This window comes from Novosphingobium sp., assembly GCF_039595395.1.
Lineage (GTDB): Bacteria > Pseudomonadota > Alphaproteobacteria > Sphingomonadales > Sphingomonadaceae > Novosphingobium.
Genome location: NZ_JBCNLP010000001.1, coordinates 1,135,953 through 1,160,976 on the forward strand (window position 1 = coordinate 1,135,953; position 25,024 = coordinate 1,160,976).

22 protein-coding genes are annotated in these 25,024 nt (G+C 64.8%); 11 read left to right on the forward strand and 11 right to left on the reverse strand.

What is annotated here, in order from left to right:
* Positions 1-23 precede the first annotated feature (23 nt).
* From ABDW49_RS05390 to ABDW49_RS05400, 3 genes are all read left to right on the forward strand, one after another.
* Complete coding sequence (locus ABDW49_RS05390; RefSeq protein WP_343610281.1) at positions 24-878, forward strand: SDR family oxidoreductase; 855 nt, start codon at positions 24-26, stop codon at positions 876-878.
* A 140-nt stretch (positions 879-1,018) separates the two neighbouring features.
* On the forward strand, positions 1,019-2,086 hold the full coding sequence (locus ABDW49_RS05395) for a putative zinc-binding peptidase (RefSeq protein ID WP_343610283.1): 1,068 nt from the start codon (positions 1,019-1,021) through the stop codon (positions 2,084-2,086).
* Positions 2,087-2,354: 268 nt separating this feature from the next.
* Positions 2,355-2,807, forward strand: a complete 453-nt coding sequence (locus ABDW49_RS05400; RefSeq protein WP_343610284.1) for a PA2169 family four-helix-bundle protein — start codon at positions 2,355-2,357, stop codon at positions 2,805-2,807.
* Between the two features lie 112 nt (positions 2,808-2,919).
* On the opposite strand, the gene ABDW49_RS05405 is transcribed toward ABDW49_RS05400, so the two are convergent.
* The 5 genes from ABDW49_RS05405 to fumC form a co-directional block, all read right to left on the reverse strand.
* Positions 2,920-3,906: a DNA topoisomerase IB gene (locus tag ABDW49_RS05405; protein WP_343610285.1), complete on the reverse strand. Its 987-nt coding sequence runs from the start codon at positions 3,904-3,906 to the stop codon at positions 2,920-2,922.
* 33 nt (positions 3,907-3,939) lie between these two features.
* Positions 3,940-4,245 (reverse strand): hypothetical protein, encoded by a 306-nt coding sequence (locus tag ABDW49_RS05410; protein ID WP_343610287.1) that lies wholly within the window; start codon positions 4,243-4,245, stop codon positions 3,940-3,942.
* A gap of 3 nt (positions 4,246-4,248) precedes the next feature.
* A complete protein-coding gene (locus ABDW49_RS05415) occupies positions 4,249-5,967 on the reverse strand; it encodes a thiamine pyrophosphate-dependent enzyme (protein ID WP_343610288.1) in 1,719 nt (572 codons plus the stop codon).
* A 103-nt stretch (positions 5,968-6,070) separates the two neighbouring features.
* Positions 6,071-6,535: a pyridoxamine 5'-phosphate oxidase family protein gene (locus ABDW49_RS05420; RefSeq protein WP_343610289.1), complete on the reverse strand. Its 465-nt coding sequence runs from the start codon at positions 6,533-6,535 to the stop codon at positions 6,071-6,073.
* 217 nt (positions 6,536-6,752) lie between these two features.
* Entirely contained in the window at positions 6,753-8,162 is a 1,410-nt protein-coding gene (fumC, locus tag ABDW49_RS05425) for a class II fumarate hydratase (protein ID WP_343610290.1), read from the reverse strand.
* 114 nt (positions 8,163-8,276) lie between these two features.
* On the opposite strand from fumC, the gene ABDW49_RS05430 reads away from it, so the two are divergent.
* Positions 8,277-8,669, forward strand: a complete 393-nt coding sequence (locus tag ABDW49_RS05430) for a hypothetical protein (protein WP_343610291.1) — start codon at positions 8,277-8,279, stop codon at positions 8,667-8,669.
* On the opposite strand, the gene ABDW49_RS05435 is transcribed toward ABDW49_RS05430, so the two are convergent.
* Genes ABDW49_RS05435 through ABDW49_RS05445 form a run of 3 tightly spaced genes read right to left on the reverse strand, consistent with a single transcriptional unit; the run spans position 8,654 to position 10,984 of the window.
* Positions 8,654-9,064 (reverse strand): VOC family protein, encoded by a 411-nt coding sequence (locus tag ABDW49_RS05435; RefSeq protein WP_343610292.1) that lies wholly within the window; start codon positions 9,062-9,064, stop codon positions 8,654-8,656. The two genes, ABDW49_RS05430 and ABDW49_RS05435, sit on opposite strands and share 16 nt — an antisense overlap.
* Positions 9,061-9,765, reverse strand: a complete 705-nt coding sequence (locus ABDW49_RS05440) for an alpha/beta fold hydrolase (RefSeq protein WP_343610293.1) — start codon at positions 9,763-9,765, stop codon at positions 9,061-9,063. Before ABDW49_RS05440 ends, ABDW49_RS05435 begins: the two co-directional genes overlap by 4 nt.
* The gene (locus ABDW49_RS05445) at positions 9,758-10,984 is read right to left on the reverse strand and encodes an MFS transporter (RefSeq protein ID WP_343610294.1); all 1,227 of its coding nucleotides are present in this window, start codon (positions 10,982-10,984) and stop codon (positions 9,758-9,760) included. The genes ABDW49_RS05440 and ABDW49_RS05445 overlap by 8 nt, the downstream gene beginning before the upstream one ends.
* A 96-nt stretch (positions 10,985-11,080) precedes the next feature.
* Here ABDW49_RS05445 and ABDW49_RS05450 point away from each other — a divergent pair, with 96 nt between their 5' ends.
* The gene (locus tag ABDW49_RS05450) at positions 11,081-11,968 is read left to right on the forward strand and encodes a LysR family transcriptional regulator (RefSeq protein ID WP_343610295.1); all 888 of its coding nucleotides are present in this window, start codon (positions 11,081-11,083) and stop codon (positions 11,966-11,968) included.
* A gap of 203 nt (positions 11,969-12,171) precedes the next feature.
* Here ABDW49_RS05450 and ABDW49_RS05455 read toward each other — a convergent pair whose 3' ends face one another.
* The 3 genes from ABDW49_RS05455 to ABDW49_RS05465 form a co-directional block, all read right to left on the reverse strand.
* Complete coding sequence (locus tag ABDW49_RS05455) at positions 12,172-13,389, reverse strand: patatin-like phospholipase family protein (RefSeq protein ID WP_343610297.1); 1,218 nt, start codon at positions 13,387-13,389, stop codon at positions 12,172-12,174.
* A 122-nt stretch (positions 13,390-13,511) separates the two neighbouring features.
* Positions 13,512-14,879, reverse strand: coding sequence for an MFS transporter (locus ABDW49_RS05460; RefSeq protein WP_343610299.1), 1,368 nt, complete (start codon positions 14,877-14,879; stop codon positions 13,512-13,514).
* Between the two features lie 120 nt (positions 14,880-14,999).
* Positions 15,000-15,812, reverse strand: a complete 813-nt coding sequence (locus ABDW49_RS05465; protein ID WP_343610301.1) for a 2-keto-4-pentenoate hydratase — start codon at positions 15,810-15,812, stop codon at positions 15,000-15,002.
* A 347-nt stretch (positions 15,813-16,159) separates the two neighbouring features.
* Here ABDW49_RS05465 and ABDW49_RS05470 point away from each other — a divergent pair, with 347 nt between their 5' ends.
* The 6 genes from ABDW49_RS05470 to ABDW49_RS05495 all read left to right on the forward strand — a co-directional run bounded on the left by ABDW49_RS05470 (position 16,160) and on the right by ABDW49_RS05495 (position 24,895).
* Positions 16,160-17,179, forward strand: coding sequence for a LacI family DNA-binding transcriptional regulator (locus ABDW49_RS05470; protein ID WP_343610303.1), 1,020 nt, complete (start codon positions 16,160-16,162; stop codon positions 17,177-17,179).
* A 133-nt stretch (positions 17,180-17,312) separates the two neighbouring features.
* Complete coding sequence (gene kduI / locus ABDW49_RS05475) at positions 17,313-18,149, forward strand: 5-dehydro-4-deoxy-D-glucuronate isomerase (RefSeq protein WP_343610304.1); 837 nt, start codon at positions 17,313-17,315, stop codon at positions 18,147-18,149.
* Positions 18,150-18,157: 8 nt separating this feature from the next.
* Positions 18,158-18,919, forward strand: coding sequence for a 2-dehydro-3-deoxy-D-gluconate 5-dehydrogenase KduD (gene kduD / locus ABDW49_RS05480; RefSeq protein ID WP_343610306.1), 762 nt, complete (start codon positions 18,158-18,160; stop codon positions 18,917-18,919).
* 3 nt (positions 18,920-18,922) lie between these two features.
* Positions 18,923-20,476, forward strand: a complete 1,554-nt coding sequence (locus tag ABDW49_RS05485; protein WP_343610308.1) for a carboxylesterase family protein — start codon at positions 18,923-18,925, stop codon at positions 20,474-20,476.
* A 484-nt stretch (positions 20,477-20,960) separates the two neighbouring features.
* Complete coding sequence (locus tag ABDW49_RS05490; RefSeq protein WP_343610310.1) at positions 20,961-23,825, forward strand: TonB-dependent receptor; 2,865 nt, start codon at positions 20,961-20,963, stop codon at positions 23,823-23,825.
* 23 nt (positions 23,826-23,848) lie between these two features.
* Positions 23,849-24,895 (forward strand): alpha/beta hydrolase, encoded by a 1,047-nt coding sequence (locus tag ABDW49_RS05495; RefSeq protein ID WP_343610312.1) that lies wholly within the window; start codon positions 23,849-23,851, stop codon positions 24,893-24,895.
* The last annotated feature ends 129 nt before the right edge of the window (positions 24,896-25,024 follow it).

Here is a 25,024-nt window from a genome sequence, read left to right on the forward strand (position 1 = left end):
TCTTGTGCGGAAGGAGCTATGGAATGAGCGATGAAACGATCGGCATGATCCATGAAGACACGCTGCCCGGTCACGAGATGGATCTGGAGCCCAAGCCCGCATGGCAGCCGCGCCACCCCGGTTCGGGGCGGCTGGCGGGGAAGGTGGCGATCATCACCGGAGGCGACAGCGGCATCGGCCGCGCGGTGGCGGCGCTCTTCGCGCGAGAGGGGGCCGATATCGCCATTGCCTATCTGTGCGAGCATGACGATGCGCGCGAGACCGAGAAAATCGTCCATGCCGAGGGGCGGCGCGTCTTCTCCTTCGCGGGCGATCTGGGCGAGAAGCGCAATTGCGAGCGCTTCATCGAGCAGGTGATCGCCACCTTCGGCAGCATCGACATCGTGGTCAGCAATGCCGGGGAGCAGCATGAGGACAAGGAGATCACCGATATCTCCGAAGACCAGCTTCGCCGTACCTTTCAGACCAATGTCTTTGCCATGTTCTTTCTGGTGCAGGCGGCGATGCCCTATCTGAAGAAGGGCGCCTCGATCGTCACCTGTGCGTCGGTGACGATGTATCAGGGGTCGCCCGCGCTGCTCGATTACGCCAGCACCAAGGGGGCGATCACCGCCTTCACCCGCTCGCTGAGCGAAAATCTGGTGGAGAAGGGCATTCGCGTGAACGGCGTGGCGCCGGGCCCGATCTGGACGCCGCTCAACCCGATGGGCGGGGCCAACCCGGAAAAGGTCGCGCATTTCGGCGAGGACACGCCGATGGGCCGACCCGGCCAGCCCAATGAGGTGGCGCCCAGCTTCCTGTTCCTGGCCAGCGACGATTCCAGTTACATGAGCGGTCAGGTGCTTCACCCCAATGGCGGGACCATTGTGGGCAGCTAGAGCATCGTGCGAAAAAGTGGGAACCGGTTTTTCGCGACAACGATGCGACAATAAAAAACGCGGCTTACTCTCTGCGTATTCACATCAATTGAGAGCCCGCGCGGCAGGGGCTATGGTCGCGCGAGGCAGGGGGATGTTCCATGCAGCTTTTCCAGTGTCAGTCCTGTGGTCAGGTGCTTTACTTCGAGAACACCGCTTGCATGAAATGCGGCCACCGCCTTGGCTATCTGCCCGACCGCGGCCGCATGAGCGCGGTGGAGCCCGATGGGGCGGAATGGATCGCTCTGGCCAACCCTGAAACGCGCTATCGCTTTTGCGCCAATTGGGAGGAGTATGCCTGCAACTGGATGGTCGATGCCGCGCAGGACCAGCCTTTCTGCATCGCCTGCCAGCACAACCGCACCATTCCCGACCTGTCGCTGCCCGAGAACCGCGCCAACTGGCAGAAGATCGAGGAGGCCAAGCGCCGCCTGTTCTACACGCTGATCAAGCTGCGCCTGCCGATGCCCAGCATTGCCAGCGGCGATCCGGAGCCTCTGGTCTTTGATTTCCCCGCCTCTGGCAATGGCGAGAAGGTGATGACCGGCCATGACAATGGCGTGATCACCATTGCGCTGGAAGAGGCCGATGATGTGGCGCGCGAAAGGACCCGCGCTTCGCTGGGCGAACTCTATCGCACCTTGCTGGGCCATTTCCGGCATGAGGTCGGCCATTATTACTGGGACCGTCTGGTGCGTGATGGTGGTGAGACTGACAGCTTCCGTGCTTTGTTCGGCGATGAAACGCTCGATTACGGCGAAGCTCTGCAGCGCCATTACGACCAGGGCGCTCCGGCAGGCTGGCAGCAGGATTTCGTCAGCGCCTATGCCACGATGCATCCGTGGGAGGACTGGGCCGAAACCTGGGCGCATTACCTGCACATCATCGACACGCTGGAGATGGCCGGGGCCTTCGGCATCCGGATCGAGCCGCGCATCGACCACGATCCCGAACTGGAGACCGAGATCGCCTTCGATCCGCATCAGGATGTGCCGATCGAGCGGCTGATCGATGCGTGGTTGCCGCTGACCTATGCGGTCAATTGCCTCAACCGTTCGATGGGGCAGAGTGACCTCTATCCCTTCGTGATCCCGCCGCGCGTGGTCGAGAAGATGGGCTATATCCATCGCCTGATCCATGCGCGGGCGACCATTCCACTGTTGGGTTGAAGGGCTTTTTGAAATCCGGCGTGGCCGGATTTGCGGCACCGGCCCGCTCCCCCGCCCGGCCACCCATCGGCATGATCCTGCGGGGTGTCCGGACGGCCGAGCGTGCCGGTGCCGCGCTGAAAACAGGCCCTGCATAGCCCAGGCAAACTCCTGCGATGAGTGGCCGCGCAGGCGGGGCGGGCGGTTCGTCGCAGTGCCACTTTCGCCGGGGCCGGGCCTTTCCTCCAAGGCAGACAGGGCATGTTGCCCTCAACCAAGGGAATGAGCGATGTCACAGCTTGAACACGATATCTCGACGTTGAACGGCCTGATCGCCACCACCATCGACAGCGCCGACGGCTATGCCGAAGCGGCCAAGGAAGCGCGCGGCAGCCGCTTCGAAACCCTCTTCAACGCCCGCGCCGGGGAGCGCCGCAATCTGGCCAACACGCTGCAGCGTCAGGTCGGCCTGCTGGGCGGCGAGGCCGAGAGCAGCGGCACGGTGCTGGCCAGCGCGGAACGCCTGTTCTTCAACCTCAAATCGGTGGTCACCTCGCATGACGAGAAGATGATCGTCAACGAGGTCGAGGCCGGCGAGGACCATATCAAGGCCAAATACGAGGACGCCGTGCGCGACCGCGACCTGTCGGCGCAGGTCAAGGCGGTGATCGAGCAGGCCTATCAGGCCGTGCGCGAGGGCCATGACGAAATGCGCGACATCAAGCACAGCTTGCAGGGTTAAGTCCTTCCCCCCGTCGGGACTGACCCTGTGGAAAGGGCGAGGCGTCTGGAGCGCCTCGCCCTTTTCTTGAAATCCGGCGTGGCCGGATGTGCGGCACCGGCCTGCTAACCTTCTATGCCGCGTGGATGCTTTCCAGATGGCGCAGCAATCCACGCTCGCTGCGGGTCAGCCAGCGGGTGGCGCGCGGCAGCGGTGCCGCGGAAAGCGCGCTTTGCCCCAGTGCCACGGCGATCAGGCTGGGATGCACATAGGATTTGCGCGCCACCGCCGGCGTGTTGCCCAGATCGGCGCAGACATGCGCCAGCATCGCCTTCAACCCGCCGCCCGGCTGTTCCATCAGCCATTCGAAGCCCAGCACCGATGCGGCGAAGGTGCGGAAATGCTTGGCGGTGATGGCTTCCCCGGTGATCTCGCGCAGATAGTCGTTCACGTCATGCGAGTGGATGGGGTGGGGTTGCCCCTCCTCGTCCAGCCACTGGAACAGATGCTGGCCCGGCACATCCTGCATGGCCCTCACAAAACGCGCGAGCCCCTTGTCCGAGACGGCCATCCGGCATTGCTTGCCCGATTTGGCGCGGAAACTCAGCGCCAGTCTGCCTGCCTTCAGCTTCACATGCCGCATCCGCAGGGTTGAGGCGCCGAAGCTGCCGTTCTCCCGCGCATAGCATTCGTTCCCCACCCTTATATGCGTGGTGTCGAGCAGCCGTACCAGCGAGGCGATGGCGCGTTCCCGGCTGAGGTGGCGTTTGGCCAGATCCGCTTCGACGCGCGCGCGGATCAACGGCAATGCTGCGCCGAATGCTGCACATCCGGCGAATTTCTCGGCCTCGCGTGCGGCGCGGAAATCGGGGTGATAGCGGTATTGGCGCCGCCCCTTGGCGTCGATGCCGGTGGCCAGAATATCGGCCTGCGGATCGGGCGAGAACCATGCCTGCGTATAGGCAGGCGGCAAGGCGATGCGGTTGAGCCTTGCGACATGCTCCGCCTCGGTGATGCGGGCACCGTCGGGCGCGAAATAGTGCCAGACCTTTCCGCGCCGCCTGCGTGTGATGCCCAAAGGCTGGTCGGAGAAGGTGAGGGGACGTGCTTCACTGGCCATGCTGAGGAAAGCATGGCCAGTGAAACTTTGTTCCTATCTGGCTTTCTTCAGCCGTCGCAGATTGGCCCGCACCCGCCCGCGATAGAGCCGCGTCGCCCCGCTCGCCTGATCCTGAGGCTGCATGCCCCATTGCCCCAGCGCCAGCTTCCAGCCGACATCGCCCATGGCGCTCAGCTTCTCGCTGACCATGCGCTCGCTCTCGCGCGCGGCGCCGGGCGCTCCGGTGGAGATCATCATCATGCGCAGGGCGATGACCTGCGCCGCCTCATAGGACAGCATGCTCCAGTCGAGCCACAGTCTGCCCATCTGAGCGGCGGTTTGATGAGGAGAGCGCATCATGGCTCAAGGCACCAGCGCGTGGCTGAGCAGCTTGGTCACCTCTTCGGACTGCCCGTCCAGCACCGCCTTGGCCGAATAGAGCGCCGTGCCCAGCACCTGCGAAGCGTTGACCTTGGGCGGCATCACCAGCTCATAGCGGTCGGTCACCACGTCCAGCAGCGCCGGGCCGGGCTCGGCCAGCCATTGCGCCACGGCACCCTCAAGGCTTTCGGGCTTCTCCACCCGCTGGCCCCAGAAGCCGATGGCGCGGGCCACCTGCGCGAAATCGGGGTTCTTCAGATCGGTGAAGGCATGCAGCATGCCCTCCACCTTCTGCTCCAGCTCGACAAAGCCCAGCGAGGCATTGTTGAAGACGCAGACCTTGATCGGCAGCTCCTCCTGAATGGCGGTCAGCAGGTCGCCCAGCAGCATGGACAGCCCGCCATCGCCGCACAGCGCAATCACCTGCCGCTCCGGATAAGCCGCCTGAGCCCCCAGCGCCTGAGGCATGGCATTGGCCATGGTGCCGTGAGTCAGCGAGATCACCGTGCGGTTCTGCCCCGTGGCGGGCACATGGCGCAGGCACCACACCATCGGCGAGCCACCATCGGCGGTGTAGACCGCATCGGGACTGGCCTGCGAGGCGATCAGGCTGGTGAGATATTGCGGATGGATCGCGCCGCTTTTGCCGACCACGGCGCGGCTCTGCTGGTTTTCGCGGGTCTGGGTCTGCACCTCCAGCGAGGCGTCGAGGAACTTGCGATCCTCCCGCTCACGGATCAGCGGCAGCAGCGCGTCGAGCGTCGGGCCGATATCGCCCACCGCGCCAATCTGCACCGGATGGCGGCGGCCCAGATGGGTAGGGTCGATATCGATCTGGATGATCTTGGCTTTCTCGGGATAGAACTGCCGCCAGGCGAAATCGCAACCCAGCAGCAGCAGCGTGTCACAGCCCATCAGCGCGTGATAACCCGCCTTGCCGCCGAAGATCCCGGTCATGCCGACATCATGGGGATTGTCATACTCCAGAAAATCCTTGGCGCGCGAGGTATGGGCGACGGGCGCCTTCAGCCTGGCGGCCAGCGCCAGAACGGCGTCATGCGCGCCCTCGCAGCCCGAACCGCCATAGATCGCCACCTTGCCGCCGCCGTTCAGCGCCTTGGCGATGCGGTCGAGTTCATGCGGGGCGGGGATGGTGCGCGATTGCGCGCGATGGACGGCGAAATGGTCGTCGTCGGTCAGCTTGGCGGCGGAGATATCGGCAGGCACGATCAGCACCGCCACGCCCCGCTTCGACAGCGCCGCCTGAGCCGCCATCGCCGCCTTGCGCCTTGCCTGCGCCGGCGTGCGGATTTCATCGCACCACACGCTGCACGACGCATAGACCGATTTGAAATCGACCTCCTGCGGGAAGTCAAAGCCCAGCTCGTCGCGCACGATCTGGCTGGCGATCAGCACCATCGGCGCGCGGTTGCGGTGGCTCTCGAACACGCCGTTGATGAAATGCAGGCTGCCCGGCCCGCAGGAGCCCGCGCAGACCGCCAGATCGCCCGTCAGCAGTGCATCGGCCCCGGCGGCGAAGGCTCCGGCTTCCTCATGCCGCACATGGACCCAGCGCAGATCCTCCTTCAGCCGGATCGCATCGGTGATGTGGTTGAGCGTGTCGCCCGGAATGCCATAGACGCGGCGCGCGCCCGCTTCGAACAAGGTATCGACGATGGCCTGCGCGACAGTGGATGACATCGGATGCTCCTTCAGCGGGGACGGATAGGCACGAAAGAGGCAGGCGCTGGGCCTGCCTCATCATGGAATAAGGGGTTCCGCCCCGGCTGGGGCGGGTAGGGGCTCACAACAGGCCGACGGCGTGTTTGCCGGCCTGATCGGGCTTGATGGCGATGCCGGTGAACAGATCGAACAGGCCCGCCAGCGTGATGTCGGCAGTCCAGACCTCGGCCTTGGTGATCTCGAAGCGCATCAGCGCCAGCGTGGGGTCGGTCTTGCCGCCGGGGAACCAGGCCTCGACCTTGTTTGACCACAGGCGCTCAAGCACGGCGCGATCCTGCTCGCGATGCAATTGCCCCGAAAGGGCGGCGAACAGCTTGTGCCCGCTGCTGGAGAAATCGACCTCGGCCTGTGCCTCGACCGCCAGGGTGCTGGACTGGTGCATGAAGAACCAGACGGTGTGATGGGCGTTGCGGTCCAGCATGACGGTCATCGGCTGGCTGTGAGAGCCTGCCTCGCTCAGCCGCATCATCACGAAAGGGCTGTCGTCCAGCGCGTTCCAGAAGGCATTGCGGATATCACTGTCCATGGCGAAATCTCCTTGGGGAAGGGCGGCGCCACGCATTGCGTCAAGGAGGTAACGGGCCAGACAGGGGGCTTGTTCCGTATAAAATCACCTTGCGGATAAAAGCCTTGGCCTTGGGGTGGAGCGCTTGCGGCTGGCTTGTCGCGGGCGCATAAAAGCCAACCCCGGCCCCGCTGGAGTCGCGAGACCGGGGTTATGAGGACGCCGGTTCGGATGGGTTTCAGGGCCGGATCCATGCTCCGGGCCCGATCATCGTTTCAGGCCGCACCAGCGAGTCAAACGTCGCCTCATCCACCAGCCCGGTTTCCAGCGCGGACTGCTTCAGGGTCAGCCCGTTATGCTGGGCATGCTTGGCGATCTTCGCGGCATTCTCGTAACCGATGGCCGGGGCCAGCGCGGTCACCAGCATCAGCGACCGGTCGAGCAATTCGGCCAGCCTTTCGCGGTTGGGGGCAAGGCCCTGCAAGGTGCGCTCGGTAAAGCTGGCGACACCATGGGCCAGCAGATGGATCTGGCGCAGCACATTGGCGCCGATCATCGGCTTGAAGACATTCAGCTCCAGATGGCCCTGCAGCCCGCCGATGGTGATCGCGCTGTTCAGCCCGATCACCTGCGCCGCCACCATGGTCAGCATCTCGCATTGGGTGGGGTTGACCTTGCCCGGCATGATCGAGCTGCCCGGCTCATTTTCAGGCAGCAGCAATTCGCCGATCCCGGCGCGCGGGCCGGAACCGAGCAGGCGGATATCGTTGGCGATCTTGGTCAGCGCCGTCGCCAGCGTGGACAGCGCGCCCGACAAGGCCACCAGCGCATCATGCCCGGCCAGAGCGGCAAACAGATTGCCCGCCGGGCGGAAGGCGACACCGGTGATTTCGGCCAGCTCCGCCGCAATGTCCCTGGCAAAGCCCTCCGGCGCGTTCAGTCCGGTGCCGACCGCCGTGCCGCCCTGTGCCAGCTCCAGCACCTCGGTCAGCGCCTGCATGATGCGCAGGCGGGCCTTGCCGATCTGCTCGGCATAGCCCGAAAATTCCTGGCCCAGCGTGATCGGCGTGGCATCCTGCAGATGGGTACGGCCGATCTTGATGATCGACTGCCATTCCTCCGCCTTGTGCTCCAGCACCAGATGCATGGCCGCCAACGCCGGATCGAGCTGCCCGATCACCGCCACGGCGGCGGCGATATGCAGCGCGCTGGGAAAGCTGTCGTTGGAGGATTGCGCGCGGTTGACGTGGTCGTTGGGGTGAACCGGGCTCTTGCCGCCGCGCTTGCCGGTCAGCAATTCGTTGGCACGGCCGGCGACCACCTCATTGACGTTCATGTTGGTCTGCGTGCCGGAGCCCGTCTGCCAGATCACCAGCGGGAACTGGTCGTCGAGCTGCCCGGTGGCGACCTCGCTGGCGGCGGCCTCGATCGCCTCGGCAATGTCTGCGGGCAGGCCATGGCGGGCATTCACCCGCGCGGCGGCCTGCTTGATGCGGGCGAGGGCATGGATGATCTCGATCGGCATGCGTTCCTGCGGGCCGAAGGGAAAGTTCTGCAGGCTGCGCTGGGTTTGCGCGCCCCAATAGGCCTCGGCAGGGACGGGCACGCCGCCCAGACTGTCGGTTTCGGTGCGGAATTCCTGGGTCATGCTGTCCTCCGGGGGGATAGGGGGGGGTCGATTGACAAGATAGGCGCGCACGGCATGGATGGAAGTCCATACGACCAATCTGTTGGGCCGTTGGCAAGCATGAAGGGATATGGTTTGCGCAAGGCGATAGCGCGTTGGTTTCTGGTGATGCTCTATGGGCTGGCTGGGGTGCTGCATTTGGCGCTGCCCGCGCCCTTCATCGGCATCACGCCCGGCTGGGTGCCCTATCCGGCGCAGGTGATCGCGGTGACGGGGCTGTGCGAGATGTTGGGGGCTGTCGCTCTGGCCCAAGGGCGCTGGCCGGGGCTGAGGCGCGCGGCGGGCGTGGCTCTGGCGCTTTATGCGTTCTGCGTCTTTCCGGCCAACATCCACCATATGATGATGGATCTGGCGAGGCCCGATCATGGGTTGGGCTATGGCTATCATCTGCCCCGCATGGTGGCCCAACCTGTGCTGATCTGGCTGGCCCTGTGGTGCAGCAAGGACTCTCGTCAGGCCGGAGGATAGCTGGCGAGTTCGACCAGATTGCCATCGGGGTCGCGGCAATAGACCGAGCGGATTGTCCCGCGCGCGCCGCGCTTGTCCACCGGGCCGACTTCCACCGCCACGCCTTGCTGCGCCAGATGCTCCACCACTGCTTCCGGCGTGGCGTCGACCAGAAAGCAGAGATCGTCGCTGCCCGTGGCGGGATGATGGCCGGTAAACCATTCCGCCTGAGTGGCGGTGATGGGGCGCAGATTGATCTTCTGAGCGCCGAAATGCAGGCTGATGCGCGGAGTTTGACCGGGGGCGGGGATATGCTCCTCGCGACTCATCCCGAGGATGCTTGTGTACCACGTGGCGCTGGTTTCGGGATCGCGCACATTCAGCACGATATGGTCGATGGCGGTGGCGCGGATCATGCGGTTTGCTCCCAACTCAGCCAGTCACGCAGAAGAGCGCTGGTGGCCTCGGGTTGTTCCAGCGGCGGCAGATGGCCGCATTGCGCGAAACGGTGCAACCGCGCGCCGGGGATGGCTGCCTGCATGGCCTCGGCCAGAGGGGGCGGGGTCAGCCTGTCGTCTTCACCCACAGCGATCAGCGTGGGCACAGTGATCAGCGGCAGCAGAGGGCGACTGTCGGCGCGGGTCAGGATCGCCTGCTGCTGGCGGACAAAGGCCTGCTGGCCGACCTCTTTCGCCATGGCGCGCACGGTGGCGCCGATGGGCCCGCGCACATGGCTTGCATGCACCAGTTGCGGCAGCATCGCTTCGGTCACGCCCATAAAGCGGCCCAGACCCAGCGTGGTGATGGCGCGCTGGCGTTCGGCCTGCCGGGCCTCGCTGTCGGGCGCGGCGCTGGTGTCGAGCAGGGCGAGGCGGGTGACGCGCTCGGGCGCGTGCCGCATGATCTCCAGCGCGACATAGCCGCCCATCGACAGGCCGGCCAAAGCGAAGCGCTCCGGCGCCCGAGCCAGTACGCGGGCGGCCATGGCGGGGATGCTGTCGTCCAGGGTCAGGTCGGCGATCCACGGGCTGGCGATATCGGCCAGATCATCGGCCTGCCTTTGCCACAACCGCGCATCGCAGAGCAGGCCGGGGAGAAGGACAAGCGTTTCAGCCATGGGCGCGATCCTCGCGGATGGTCAGCGTCAGCACCACGCCGGCCAGCGCCAGCGCGCCAGACAGGCCCGCCACACCATTCCAGCCCAGATGCTGCCAGAACCAGCCGCCCACCGAGCCCGTCACGCTGGAGCCCAGATAGTAGAACAGCAGATAGAGCGAGGCGGCATGCCCCTTGGCCAGCCCCGCCAGCCGCCCGACCCAGCCGCTGGCGATGGCATGGGCGGCGAAAAAGCCGATCGTCACCAGCAGGATGCCCAGAATGACGATCCACAGCGCGCTGGCCATGGTGGCCGCCACGCCCAGCCCCATCAGCGCCAGAGCGGCGGCGGCAGGCAGGCGGCGCCCGATGCGGTCGGCCAGTTGCCCGGCTGCCGAGCTGGTGAACATGCCCGAGATATAGGTCAGGAAGATCATGCTGATCGCCGTCTGCCCCAGATTGTAAGGCGCGGCGGACAGGCGGAAACCGGCGTAGTTGAAGATGGTGACGAAGACGCTGGTCAGCACGAAGCCCACGCCGAACAGGCGCAGCATCGCCGGATTGCGCAGATGGCCCAGCCAGATTGCGGGGTGGCCGCGCAATTGGAACCGCTCATGCGGGATAAAGCGCCTGGAGGCGGGCAGCAGCAGAGCAAAGCCCGCCGCCGCCGCCAGATCGGCGATGCTGATGGCGATCATCGCCCCGCGCCATGAGGTGAGGTCGGTCAGAACGCCCATGCCCACGCGCCCGGCCATGCCGCCAAAAGCCGTGCCCGCCACATAGAGCCCCATGGCCCGGCCCAGATCGCGGCTGTGGATCTCTTCGGCCAGATAGGCCATCGCCACGGCGGGCACGCCGCCCAGCGCCAGACCCTCCAGCAGGCGGAAGCCCAGCATCGCGGGCCACCATGGCGCGATGCCCGCCAGCAGGTTGAACAGCGCCGCCGAGGCCATGGAGGCGAACATCAGCGGGCGCCGGGGCAGAGCCTGAGACAGCGCGCCCATCGCAAAGATCGCCAGTGCCAGCGCGCCGGTGGTCAGTGAGAGGGCCAGCGAACTCTCCGCCGGGCCGATGTGAAAGCTGCGCGAGAACTCCGGCAGCAGCGGCTGCACGCAATAGAGCAGCGAGAAGGTCGAAAACCCGGCCAGAAACAGCGCCAGACTGGCGCGGGCGTAGGCGGGCGCACCGCGCGCCATGCCTTCGGGCAGGGGCAAATCGGGGAAGGATGTGATGGCGTTCATGGGCCCCGATATAGGCCTGCGCAGACTGCCAGTCCAATCTATGGCACTGGCGATTGTGATCTGTTTTGTATATGATGATAGCGAGAGGAGCGCCCGATGGAACTGCGCCATATCCGCTATTTCCTCGCCGTGGCCGAGGAGGGCAATTTCACCCGCGCCGCCGCGCGCATGGGCATCGGCCAGCCGCCGCTCAGCCAGCAGATCCGGGATCTGGAGGAAGAAATCGGCACCCGCCTGTTCCACCGCGTGCCCCATGGCGCCGAACTGACCGAGGCGGGGCGGGCGTTTCTGGAGGGCGTGTCGGCGCTGCCCGATCAGGTGGCGGGAGCGGTGCGGCAAGCCCAGCGCGCCGGGCGTGGCGAGACCGGGGCGCTGCGCATCGGCTTTACCGGGGCGGCGGCGCTCAACCCCATCGTTCCGGCGGCCATCCGGGCCTTTCAGCGCTCGCGCCCGCAGGTGGAGCTGACGCTGTCGGAGCACAACAGCACGGCGCTGGGGCAGGGCGTGCGCGACGGCAGCCTCGATCTGGCGTTTCTGCGGCCCTCGCCCACCGAGGCGGATCTGCATCTCAGCCTGTTTCCCGACGAGGAGATGATCGCCGCCGTGCCTCTGGGCCATCCGGCCTTGCCCGAAGACCCTGCCGCGCCGCTGGTGCTGGCCGATCTGCGCGACGATCCCTTTATCCTCACCCCGCGCCCCATCGGCACAGCCTGGTTCGATGCCGCGCTGGAGGCTTGCGAACTGGCCGGTTTCACCCCGCAACTGGGGCAGGCGGCGCCTCAATTGTCCTCGGTGTTGTCATTGGTGGCAGCGGGGCAGGGGGTGTCGGTGGTGCCGGTGTCGATGCGGCAACTGGCGCTGGAGGGGGTGAGCTATCGGGCCATTGGTGATGTTCAAGCCCGCACGCGGCTTGCGCTGGCCAGTCTGCGAGGGCGCCGCAACCTATTGGTACAGCATTTTCTGGGGCTGGCTTTGCCGGGTTAGGCGCGGAAGGGTGCCTCCGGCGGGCAAAAGGGCCATCGCCCTTTGCAATCCCGTTATTGTCTAGGTTACGTAACCAGTTCGGCCATAGTGCAACGTCGCCGCGCCGCAGGCAGAAAGATTGTTGCCTGCGGCGCGGAAAGGTCATGTGCCAAATTAAAGGGATTGCAAAGGGCGATGGCCCTTTGCCCGCCGGAGGCCACTAACTACTTCCCCCGCCGCTTGGCATGCCGATGCGTATCATGCTCGGCCCCGGTGAAATCATAGACTGCCACGCCGGAAGGATCATGCGGCAGGCGCAGCACTTCGGGATGGGTCAGCGTATGCTGGGCGTCCTCGTAACCGGCAGTCCAATGGTCCTCCATGGTCTGGCGCGAGAATTCGTAATCCTTCGATTCGCCTTCATAGGTCTGCGACCGGTAGACGAGCTGGACGATGTTGAAGAGCGCCGGGTCGGTCGCCTCGATCAGCGTTCTGGCCTCGGGCGTTTCCAGCAGCTCGGGCGGCACTTGCGCGGCCAGCTTGCGGAAAGCGGCGCGCAGAAGCTGGCGTTCACGAAAGGTGTCCGTCGCGGTGCGGGTGCGGCTGGAGAACTGGATCTCCTTGGCGCGCACCGCCACGCTGGAAAGGTCGGCGGGCAGAGGGCCGCGCGCGCTCCACAGATCGACCTGAAACACCAGCGTATCCAGCTCCGAGCGGGAGGACAGCACCCAGTCGAGCGGCGTGTTCGACACCAGACCGCCGTCCCAGTAATGCTCGCCATCGACCTCCACGGCGGGGAAGCCGGGGGGCAGGGCGCCGCTGGCCATGATGTGCTCGGCGCGGATCTTGTCGGTGGCATTGTCGAAATAGGCGAAATTGCCGGTGCGGATGTTGACCGCCCCGACGCTGAAACGGGTCTCGCGCGCGTTGATGCGGTCGAAATCGACCAGCGATTCCAGCGTGCTCTTCAGCGGCGTGGTGTCGTACCAGCTTGTCGCGCCGTCGCTGCCGCTGGGGTAGAGGCCGGGGGGCAGCATGCGGGGGGTGAAGAAGCCGGGCACGCCGCCGACCAGCACATGGCCCGCCGCGATCTGGTTGATGGCGCCGCGCACTGTGGCGTCGCGTGCCAGATGGGGCAGCCATTCGGCCCAGCTCGCGCTATGGGCGCTGACGCCTTCCCAGAACTGGCGCAATTTGCCGACGCGGCTGCCGCGCGGATTGCCAGCGACGATCGCGCTGTTGATCGCGCCGATCGAGATGCCCGCGATCCAGTTGGGCTCGATCTCGCGCTCGGCCAGAGCTTCGTAGACTCCCGCCTGATAGGCGCCCAGCGCGCCTCCGCCCTGAAACAAGAGGGCCACACAACTGAAAGGCGTGCCGTTGTCGCCGCGATTATGAGTGGAGGGGGCTTTCCATGGACGCAATCGAGGCGAAGAGGACATGGCGGCTCCTTCAAGAGCATGGGGGGTGGTCCCACACTATCCGAAGGAGCCGTCGATGCAAGCGCGCCCGATGCGACGTGCGATCAGGGGATATGCTCCTGATCGCAGGCGATAAAGCCGGATCAGTCCAGTTTGGCCGGTTCCAGACGCGGGCTCAGCAGATGGATCGCCAGCAGGGCCAGCACATAGGCGCTGGCGCAGATGGCGAAGAGCACCGAATAGCTGTGCGTGGCATCCAGAATATAGCCGGTGAACTTGGCCATCCCCATGCCGCCCAGCGCGCCGATGGTGCCGCCGATGCCCACCACGCTGCCCACCGCCGCGCGGGGGAACAGGTCCGAGGGCAGGGTGTAGACATTGGCCGAGAAAGCCTGATGCGCGGCGGTGGCCAGGCCGATCACCAGCACGGCGCCCCACACGCTGTCGATGCTCTGGGCGAACCAGATCGGGGTGACGAAGATGGCGCAGATCAGCATGGCGATCTTGCGCGCGGCATTCACGCTGTAGCCGCGCCGCAGCATGGTGGAGGACAGCCAGCCGCCCGCCACGCTGCCCACATCGGAGATGATGTAGATCGCCGCCAGCGGCAGGCCGAAGCTTTTGAGATCAAGGTGATAGCGGTCGAACAGATAGCCCGGCAGCCAGAACAGGAAGAACCACCAGATCGGGTCGATCAGGAATTTGGCAACGGCATAGCACCAGGTCTCGCGCTTGGAGAGCAGCGGGCCCCAGCCGATCTTCTCGCTGGTGTCAGCCTTGTCCTGACGGATCCAGTCAAGCTCGCCCTGCGTAACATGCGGGTGGACCGAAGGATGGCGATAAAGCGTCCACCATGCCGCCAGCCACGCCAGGCCAAAGATGCCGGTGACGAAGAAGGCGGTGCGCCAGCCGAACCACAGCACCAGGGCAGGCACCAGCAAGGGGGTGATGATCGCGCCAACGTTGGCACCCGCGTTGAAAATGCCGATGGCCAGAGCACGCTCGCGCTGGGGGAACCAGTCGGCCACGGCGCGGATGCCCGCGGGGAAGTTGCCCGATTCGCCGACGCCGAGGCCAAAACGCGCCGCCGCGAAGGAGGCGACGCCGCTGGCAAAGCCATGCGCCATATGGCCGATGGTCCAGATCACGATGGCGATGGCGTAACCTGCCCGCGCGCCGAGTTTGTCGACGATGCGCCCGAAGCTGAGATAGCCCAGCGCATAGGCCAGCTGGAACCAGAGAATGATGGTGGAATAAGCGTTCTCGTCCCAGCCGAATTCGGTCTGCAGCGTGGGCTTGAGCACGCCGATCATCTGCCGGTCGATGTAATTGACAGCGGTGGCCGCGAACAGCAATCCGCAGACCACCCAGCGATAGCGCCCGGCCTTGCCCGACGGGGCAGCAGCGGGCGCTTCGGGCGCCGCATCGGCCCGGCCAGAGGCGGCCTGCACCGACGAATCGGTGGCAGCCTCCCTCTGGACGGCATGCGGGTCGGACGTTGCGCTGTTCATTGATCTCTCTCCATCATGACCCTTTCCGGGCTCTTGATCGTGACGTCCTAACCCGGATTACGCGCGCTGTCCGCCTGAATTATAGCGAGGTGTTTCAGCACGAAGCCTCGGCGCAGACTCTCAACGTGGCGTGGCCGCCACGATGCGGCAGGACACCTGACCATAGGGGCCGAAGCTGGCGGTCGCGCTCTGTCCCACGGCGATGGCATGCACACCGGTTACCGCCCCGGTCGAGACCCAGAGGCCCTTCGAGGTGTCGAGCCCGCGTTCGATCAGATTGGCCAGCAGAAAACGCACCGCGCCCAGCGGACCGTCGAGCATGGTGGCCGCCGTGGCCTCGCCCGCAACCGCGCCGTCGATGGTGAGGGCGAGGGGGATGCTGCGCAGATCGACCTCGCGCCACCCTTCCAGCACCGCGCCCAGAATGAGCCCGTGATTGTTGCCGAAGTCCGAGACGGTCACCGTCGGCCCGTCCTCATTGATGCCGGGATAGGGCGAGGAGGCGATCTCGATGCCGATGCGCAGATCGTCGAGGATGGCCAGCGTTCCAGCATCATCGGTGGGCACCGGGCCGGTAAAACCGGGGGCGACATGGGCCATGAATTCGGCCTCCACAGCGGCAAAACCCTCGGCAAAGACGGGCATGTCGGGCGCGGTGCCGGGGGCGGCCCAGACCACCGTATTGGCAAAGATCGGCCCGGCCAGCCGGTCGGTGCCCAGTCGCTCGACATGGGGCGGGGGCACGCGGCCCACCTTCCAGCCGACCGCGCTGCGATCCTCCAGCGTCAGTGCATGGTTCTGGATGGCATAGGCCTGCGCCATGTCCTGTGGCCGGTTGCCGGGATAGGCGGTCAGCCCTTTGGCATCGCGACGCGCCTGCACAAAAGCGCCGGCCACCTTGTCGATCTCAAGCCTGTCGATCTCTACGGACACTCTCTTCCCTAACCTTCCTGTCGTGTGAGGGGATGACTATCGGAAACCGGTGTCATTGACAACGGGCTGACGGTTTTATGTCAAAAAAGGAATGATCGTGCCGCATTTTCGGGGTTTTGGCCGAGGGTGTGTCGGGACGAGTTGGGTGCTCGGTGTCAATTTTGGGCATGGAGAAGGGCTGGTCAGAACTGGTAACCGGTGTCAGATAGGGTTTTCGGGCATGCCTTGCGGTGCGGGGTTCCATTGTCCCGGTGTCAATCCGGTTGCCAGCGCTCTTTGCTGCGGGCAAGGCTGGTCTTTCGGCCGCGTGCAAAGGCGTATCGCAAGGCTCTTGTGGAGGAGATGTCGTGGAAAAGCGCGAAGTGAAACCCACGATCAACGATGTGGCAGACAAGGCGGGCGTGTCGAAAAAGACGGTCAGCCGGGTCATCAACCGCTCGCCTTTGCTCAACGATGCGACGCGAGAGAAGGTCGAGAAGGTGATCGCCGAGCTGGGCTATGTGCCCAATCCGCAGGCGCGTGCTTTGGCCTTGCGGCGCAATTTCCTGATCGGCCTGGTGCACGACAACCCCAATGCGCAGACGGTGCTGACCGTCCAGCAAGGCATTCTCGAAGCGATTCGCGACACCGAATTCGCGCTGGTGGTGCGCCCGATCAACCGGCGCAGCCCGACCTTGCTCGACGATATCCGCTATTTCATCCAGCAGCAGCGGCTGTTCGGCATCTTCATCCTGCCGCCGATCTCGGAAAATGATGCGCTGCCCGCCATGTGTCGCGAGCTGGGCTGCAACTATGTGCGCATGGGCTCGGCGCGACTCGACGATCCTCGCCATCTGGTCGAATCGAACGACCGGCAGGCGGTGGCGGCGGCGGTGAATCACCTGATCGCGCAAGGGCACCGGCGAATCGGTTTCGTGGCCGGGCCTCAGGGCTTCCGCTCGGCCTATGAGCGCGAGCAGGGCTATCGCGATGCGCTCTCCGCCCATGGTATTGCCGTCGATCCGGCGCTGATGGCGGGCGGCAATTATACTTTCGAAACCGGGCTGGAGGCCGGGCGCGCGCTGTTTTCGCGCGATGTGCGGCCCAGCGCGATCTTCTCCAGCAATGACGAGATGGCGGCGGGCATTGTCCATGCCGCGCATCAGGCCGGGCTGCGCGTGCCGGAGGATGTCTCGCTAATCGGTTTCGACGATACGCCGATTGCCGCGCATATGTGGCCGCCGCTGACGACGGTGCGCTGGCCGATCAAGGCGATGGCCTATTCGGCGGCTATCAAGCTGATTTATCCGGATCGTGCCGCTCAGGAAGTGGCCTTTTTCGAGTCCGAAACGATCCACCGCGAGTCAGTTGCTCCTTTCAAAATGTGATCCATTGGTGCATATGGTGGACAGGTTTCGATTTGCGATCCGATTGTTGACACCGGTTACCAAACCTCGCTAGACCTGCTGCAAGCAAAGCTCGGCAGGATGGCAGCCATCGCCTGCGGGCAGGGAGAGACACATGTTTGCCAAGACCTATCACGCCACCCATCCCGACATGATGGACAACGTCTCGAACGACGATCTGCGCGACCGCTATCTGGTCGGCGGCATGTTCGTCGATGGTCAGGTGACGCTCAACTATTCGCACAATGAGCGTTTCGTGATCGGCGGCGCGGTGCCCGGCGCCAGCCCGATCAAGCTTCCCGACCAAACCGTTCCGGCCAGCGCTGCCGGCCACCCCTTTCTGGAGCGTCGCGAGGCGGGCATCGTCAACATCGGTACTGCGGGCGCGATCACCGTCGACGGTCAGCGTTTCGAGATGGGCAACAAGGAATGCCTCTATGTGCCCATGGGCAGCAAAGAGGTGATCTTCGAGGGCGAGGGCGCGCGCTTCTACATCGCCAGCGTTCCCGCGCACAAAACCTTGCCGATCAAGCATATCACGCTGGATCAGGCCAATCCGCTGGCGCGTGGCGATCTGGCCAATTCGAACCAGCGCACCATCTATCAGCTCGTCATTCCCGGCGTCTGCGAGAGCGCGCAGCTCCTGCTCGGCCTCACCGTGCTGGAAGAGGGCAGCGTGTGGAACACCATGCCGCCCCACCTGCATGACCGCCGCAGCGAGATCTACCTCTACTTCGACCTGCCCGAAAAGAATGACCGCATCTTCCACTACATGGGCGAGCCTGAAGACATGCGCCATATCGTTATCGCCAATGAGGAGGCGGTGATCAGCCCGCCCTGGTCGATCCATATGGGCAGCGGCACCAAGAAATACGCCTTTATCTGGGCGATGGGCGGGGAAAACCTCGACTACACCGATATGAACGTCCTCGACATCTGCCAGCTGAAGTGAGCGCGACGATGTTCGACTTGACGGGCCGCGTGGCCGTGGTGACCGGTGCCAATACGGGCATCGGTCAGGGGATTGCACTGGCGCTGGCGCAGGCGGGGGCCGATGTTGCCGCCGTGGGGCGTTCGCCAGCGGAGGAGACGGCGGCACAGATCCGCGCGCTGGGCCGCAAATGCGAGCTGGTGCAGGCCGATCTGTCCTCCATTGCGCCTGTGGGCGATGTGGTGGCTCAGGTGGTCGAGACACTGGGCGGGCTGCATATTCTGGTCAACAATGCCGGGATCATCCGCCGCGCCGATGCCGTTGATTTCACTGAGGAAGACTGGGATGCGGTGGTCGACACCAATCTGAAGTCGGTCTTCTTCCTGAGTCAGGCTGCGGGTCGCCACATGATCGCGAACCATGAGGCAACCGGCCAGCGCGGCAAGATCGTCAACATCGCTTCGATGCTGTCGTTTCAGGGCGGCATCCGCGTGCCCAGCTATACGGCGTCCAAATCGGGCGTGGCGGGGCTGACCAAGCTGCTGGCCTGCGAATGGGCGAGCAAGGGCGTCAACGTCAACGCCATCGCGCCGGGCTATATCGCCACCAACAACACGGCGGCGCTGCAGGCGGATGAAACCCGCAACCGCCAGATTTTGGAGCGCATTCCCGAAAACCGCTGGGGTAGCCCGGCGGATATGGGGGGCGCGGCGGTGTTCCTCTCCAGTGGGGCCGCCGATTACATTCAGGGCCATGTGCTTGCCGTCGATGGCGGCTGGTTGGCTCGTTAAACCATGAGCGGCGGTGACCTCACCCGCCGCGCCATGACCAAGGTTTTGGGAGCTGCCGCTCTGGCGGCTCCCGGCCTGCTGCATGGCGCAAATTCCTCCAAACCGCCCGCCAAGGGCAAGCGCGAAGGCGCGGTCTGGGCCTTTCCCGGCATTCGTTACGCCAGCGCTGTACGCTTCGAGCGGCCCGTCATCGCCGCCACCATCGAGCAGCCTTACTTCGGCAAGGCAGATTTCGCCCCCATCGCCCCGCAAACCGGCCTGGCGGGCGAGGCGCAGGCCGAGGACTGCCTCTACCTCAACATTTGGACGCCTGAAACCAACCCCGCCGCCAAGCGTGCGGTGATGGTCTATTTCCATGGTGGTGCCTACAACAATGGCAGCGTCACCGATCCCCTGACTCGCGGCGGCGCGCTGGCCGAGCAGGGTGATGTGGTGGTCGTCACCGTCAATCATCGCCTGAATGCGTTGGGTTATCTGTGGCTGCAGCCCTTCGGCGCGCGCTATGCCGACAGCGGCAATCTGGGCCAGCTTGACCTGATTGCGGCGCTGCAATGGGTGCAGCAAAACATCGCCCGTTTCGGCGGCGATCCCTCGCGCGTGATGGTCTTCGGCCAGTCGGGCGGCGGGGCCAAGATCGCCACGCTGATGGCCATGCCCGCTGCCGGGGGCTTGTTCCACAGCGCCGCCACCATGAGCGGTCAGCAGGTGCAGGCCAGCGGTCCGGACCATGCATGGCAGCGCACCAAGGCCTTTATGGCCGAGCTGAAACTGGCCTCCGGCGATGTCGAAAGCCTGCGCCAACTCCCGCTCGACCGTTTCGTGGCGGGTCTCCACGCGCGCGACCCGATCATGGGCGGCTCGGCCTATTTCGGGCCGGTGCTGGATATGACCAACCTGCCGCGCCATCCCTTCTGGCCCGATGCCGCGCCTCAATCGCTGGGTATCCCCATGATTCTCGGCAATATGTTGCAGGAGACTCGCGCCTTCCTCGATCCCCATGGGCCCAAGGGGCAGGGGATCACCTGGGAAAACCTGCCCGCCCGCATGAATGCCGAGGTGAAGATCGACCTCGAACCGAACTATGTGGTCGCCCAATACCGTGCACGTCACCCGGACTGGACGCCCACGCAAGTCTTCTACGCCGCGACCACCGCCGGGCGAAGCTGGCCGGGGCAGGTGATCGAGGCCGATGCGCGCGCCGCCGCCCATGCCGATAAGACCTGGGTCTATTGTCTTACCCGCCCTTCGCCGATCGATCCCCTGCGCGGTACGGCGCATACCGATGACATTCCCTATGTTTTCGGCACGCTGGATGTACAGCACAGCGAATGGGGGCGCAGCTATTCCGGCACCGATGCCGGGGCGCAGCAGACGCGCAAATTGTTGCAAGGCGCTTTCGTGAAACTGGCCAAAACAGGCGAGGCGGGCTGGGAACCCTATCGCCTGCCGACTCGCGCGACCCTGCTGGCCAGTGAAGCGCCGCGCGTGGAAAACGATCCGCGCGGGTGGGAGCGGGAGATGTGGGGCGTCGCGCCTTACGTTCAGCCGGGGGTTTAAAAGGGAATAAGCAGGGGGTGTTACACCCCCTGCACCCCCGGAACGTCTCCCGACGATAGCAGGCGTCAGGACTGATCTTGCGCAAACGTCCCGCCGCCGGAGGCAATCATTCCCTGCGGGGCGGATGGGTTGGCCCCCTGCGTCATCTCTTTCCACCCCTCCCACTGTGCCTCCCTTGCATCACCCACCATCATTCACACGTTCCGCTTCTTGACAGCACCCTCGGCTCATGCGAGGACTTATGACACCGGTTACCAAATCGGACAGAACAGCCTTCACGGTGCGGGTGAAAAGCCCGACTGATGAGGGGAGTAAGGCAGAATTGACCGCTCAGGCGGGGGAGTGAGTGCGAAGCATCCTGAGATGGCCGAAAAGCGGCGATCCGGATGCTGAAGGCTTCATCGGTTTTGACACCGGTGCCATTCCCTTTCTCTGGCGGATCGCCCGGACCACGGGCACACTGGAAGGCATAGGGGGAGTGTTCATGCATAAGGCACATGTGCGGTCTGTCGCCGCAAAGCGCGTTTCTTTCATCCGTCTGGCTCTGATCGCCGGCACGGCGCTGGCATCACCCGCGCTGCATGCGCAGACCGCACCTCAATCCGATGCGCCTGCCGCGGCGGATAGCGCGCCGCCCGCTTCGGACATCGTCGTCACCGGCTTCCGTCAGTCGCTTCAGGCGGCGCTCAATCTGAAGAAGTCCTCGGTCAGCGCGGTCGACGCCATCGTCGCCGAAGACATCGCCAAGTTCCCCGATCAGAATCTGGCCGAATCGCTCCAGCGCATCACCGGCGTCGCCATCACCCGCGACGGCGGCGAAGGGCGCCAGATCACCGTGCGCGGTCTTGGCAGCCAGTTCACCGTCACCCGCGTCAATGGGCTGCCCGCGCAGTCGACCTCGATGCTGGCGGGTTCGGGCGGTGCTCCGAACCGCGACCGCTCCTTCGATTTCAACGTCTTCGCGTCCGAGCTGTTCAAGTCGCTCGTCGTCCACAAGACCGCCGAGGCCAATCTCGACGAAGGCTCGCTGGGTGCGGTGGTGGATCTCAACACCGGCCATCCGCTGGGCGCCAAATCGGGGGTGACCGGACTGGTGTCGGCCTCGGGTTCCTACAACACGCTCTCGGGCAATGTCGGGCCGCGCCTGGCGGGGCTGCTCAACTGGAAGAATGAGGACGGCACCTTCGGCATCAATGCCTCGGCCGCCTATTCGCAGGGCTACACGCTGGAACTGGGCAACAACACCACGCGCTGGGCGCAGGCGCCTTTCGCCTCGGTCACCAGCAATGGTGTGACGACCCAGTGCTTCTCGGGCAACACCTATATCCAGTCGGCGGCGTGCAACAAGGCGGCGCTCTCCTTCCACCCGCGCATCCCGCGCTATGGCGTGATCACCCATGACCGCCAGCGCCTGGGCCTGACCGGCTCGGTCGAGTGGCAGCCCGATGACGCCACCCATCTGGAGATCGACGGCCTCTTCTCGCGCTATCACGAAGAGCGCCAGGAGGAATGGGCCGAGGTGCTGTTCCGCTCGAACGAGAAGGGCATCAGCGTCGTCAACCCGACCTATGACAGCAATGGCAACATGGTCTCTGGCACGTTCAACAATGCCTACAACCGTAACGAGCATTACCGCCAGATCCAGAACTCGACCTTCTACCAGATCAACGGCCATCTGACGCATGATCTGACCGACCGCCTGAAGGTCGATGTGCTGGCGGGCGCGTCCAAGTCGATCCTCTCGGTGCCGCTGGCCACCACCATCATGCTGGACAATCGCACGGCGCAGGGCTTCTCCTACGATTACACCAATATGGCCCATCCGGTGATCAGCTTCGGCTCGTCGGTGACCGATCCGGCGAACTATCAGCTCGCCGAAATCCGCGATGCGCCCACGCACACCAACAACACCTTCCGCACCTACAAGATGGACTTCGAGTGGAAGACGACCGATGCGCTGACGCTGAAGACGGGCGGCTTCTATCGCCTGTTCGGCTTTGATACCTGGGGCGCCAACCGCAACACGCTGGTCTGCCCCTCGACGCTGGGCAAGGATCTGGTGCTGGGCACCATCACCTGCTCGTCGAATTCGGTGACCAACAACGGCTTCCCCATCAATTCCAGCATGGTCGATACGGTCAATCTGGGGAACGCGGGCCAGCCCGCTGGCACCACCAGCACCTTCATCGTCGCCAACCTGCCGGCGACCACGGCCTTCACCAACCTCTACAACCGCCCGCTGGTGGCCGACACCTCCAACACCCGTTCGGTGAAGGAAGAGGACAGCGGCTTCTTCCTGCAGGGCGACTGGAAGACCCGCGCCGTGGGCATGGATGTCACGCTGGATGCTGGTATCCGCTATGCCCACACCGGCCAAAGCTCGACCGGTCTGCAGAACGGCACCACCGTGGTGACGGTGCGGCGCGGCTATGACGACTGGCTGCCCTCGGCCAACCTCAACCTGTTCCCGCATAAGGATGTGATCGTCCGCTTCGCCATCGCCAAGGTGATGACACGCCCCGCGCTGGGCAATCTGACGCCGGGCGGCTCGGTCGACTCGTTCAACTACAAGGTCAGCTACGGCAACCCGCAGCTCGATCCCTACCGCGCCACCAATTATGACGCGGCGGTCGAGTGGTATTTCGCGCCGCAGTCGCTGATCTCGGTGGCCTTCTTCTACAAGGATGTGGCCAGCTTCCCGTCGAGCACCGTCACGCAGGGCACCTTCGCCTCGACGGGCCTGCCGACCTCGATCCTGTCGCCCGGCTCGCCCGCCGCTCAGAATCCCGAAGGTCAGGTCTGGACGATCAGCTCGATCGGCAATGGCACGGGCGCCAAGCTGAAGGGTGTGGAACTGGGCATTCAGGCGCCGTTCCGCTTCCTGCCCGGCATGCTCAAGAACTTCGGTGTGATCGGCAACGTCACGCTGACCAGTTCGAACGCCACCTACAATGTCAGCGGCGCGGGCACGGCGGTCAGCTCCACCGGCACGATTACCCTGCCGGCCTCGACCGTCACCTCCACCTTCTTCGGCCTGTCGAAGACCACGTGGAACGCCACGCTCTATTACGAGAAGGGGCCGATCCAGGGCCGCATCAGCTACTCCTATCGCGGGCCTTACAACGATCAGAACAGCGCCACCGGCAATGTCTTCGAGGGTTATGGCGCCTATGCCAGCCTCGATGGATCGCTGCGTTATTCGCTGACCAAGCAGTTGGAAGTGTCGGTGGATGCGGTCAATCTGCTCGATCGCTACACCTACCACTGGACCGATGCGACAGCGCAGCGCAATTACGAGAGCCAGCACACGGGCCGCACCATCGTCTTTGGCGCGCGCTACAAGCTGTAACGTAAACGAGAAGGAGGAAGGGCATGCAACTCGATCGCCGAACGCTGTTGGTGGCGGGCGCGGCGGCGGGGGCCATGCCCGCGCAGGCTCTGGCGTTGAACGCGCCGGGGCCGGGCCTCCCGGCGGGAGGGAAGGGGGCTTCCTTCCCGCCCTCATCTCCGGCGTCGGCTCTGCCTGATGTGACCGAGGTGATCGATCTGTGGCCCGGCGGGGTCGGTCCCGGCCTGCTGCGCCCGCTGACCGAAGAAATCCCCGACCGCATGAAGCCGGGCGAACCCCACGACCGCTATATGACCGGCCAGAGCCGCCCGCGCATGGCGGTGTTCCGCCCCAAACAGCCCAATGGCGCGGCGGTGATGATCACGCCGGGCGGCGGCTATGTCCGCGTGGTGGTGGACAAGGAGGGTTATGAACTGGCCCGCTGGCTGGCCGATCAGGGTTTCACCACCTTCGTGCTGTTCTACCGCCTGCCCGGTGGCGACGACAAGGGCTGGGACTGGGCCAGCGGCGCCGACACCCCGCTTTGCGATGCGCAGCGCGCCATGCGGCTGATCCGCCATCACGCCCCCGCCTTCGGCATCGAGCCACGCCGCGTGGCCGCCATAGGCTTTTCCGCCGGGGGGCATGTCTGCTCCGATCTGGCGGCGCGTTTCGATGCTCGTGTCTATGCGCCGGTGGATGATGCGGACAGCCATTCGGCGCGGCCCTTTTGCGCGGCGCCCTGCTATCCGGTGATGTCGATGCATCTGCCCGAGGGGCATTCGCAATCACGCAAGCAGTTGCTCGGGCCCGACACCAGCAAGGCTTTTGAGGATGCTCACACGCCCTCGCACAACCTGCCCGCTGACCCGCCGCCGCATTTCCTGCTGCATGCCGAGGACGATAAGACCGTTAATCCGCTCAACACATTGATGCTGCGCGATGCTCTAAAGGCCAAGGGCGCACGGGTGGAAACGCACCTGTTCGAGCAGGGCGGCCATGGGTTCGGGTTGCGTGGAACGGTTGGCAAGCCGGTTGCGATCTGGCCTCAGTTGTGGCTGAACTGGGTGAAGTCTGTCGGGTTGGTTTGAAAGTTTTAAAGTAGAGAATGCGAGGGTGTTACACCCTCGCGCTCCCGTTAATGTCTGCGTTGCGCTTCGGGTTCGGCCTTGCGCCCAGCTTGCCAAGAATACCAAGCCTGCGGCGCTTGAGGTGGTGCA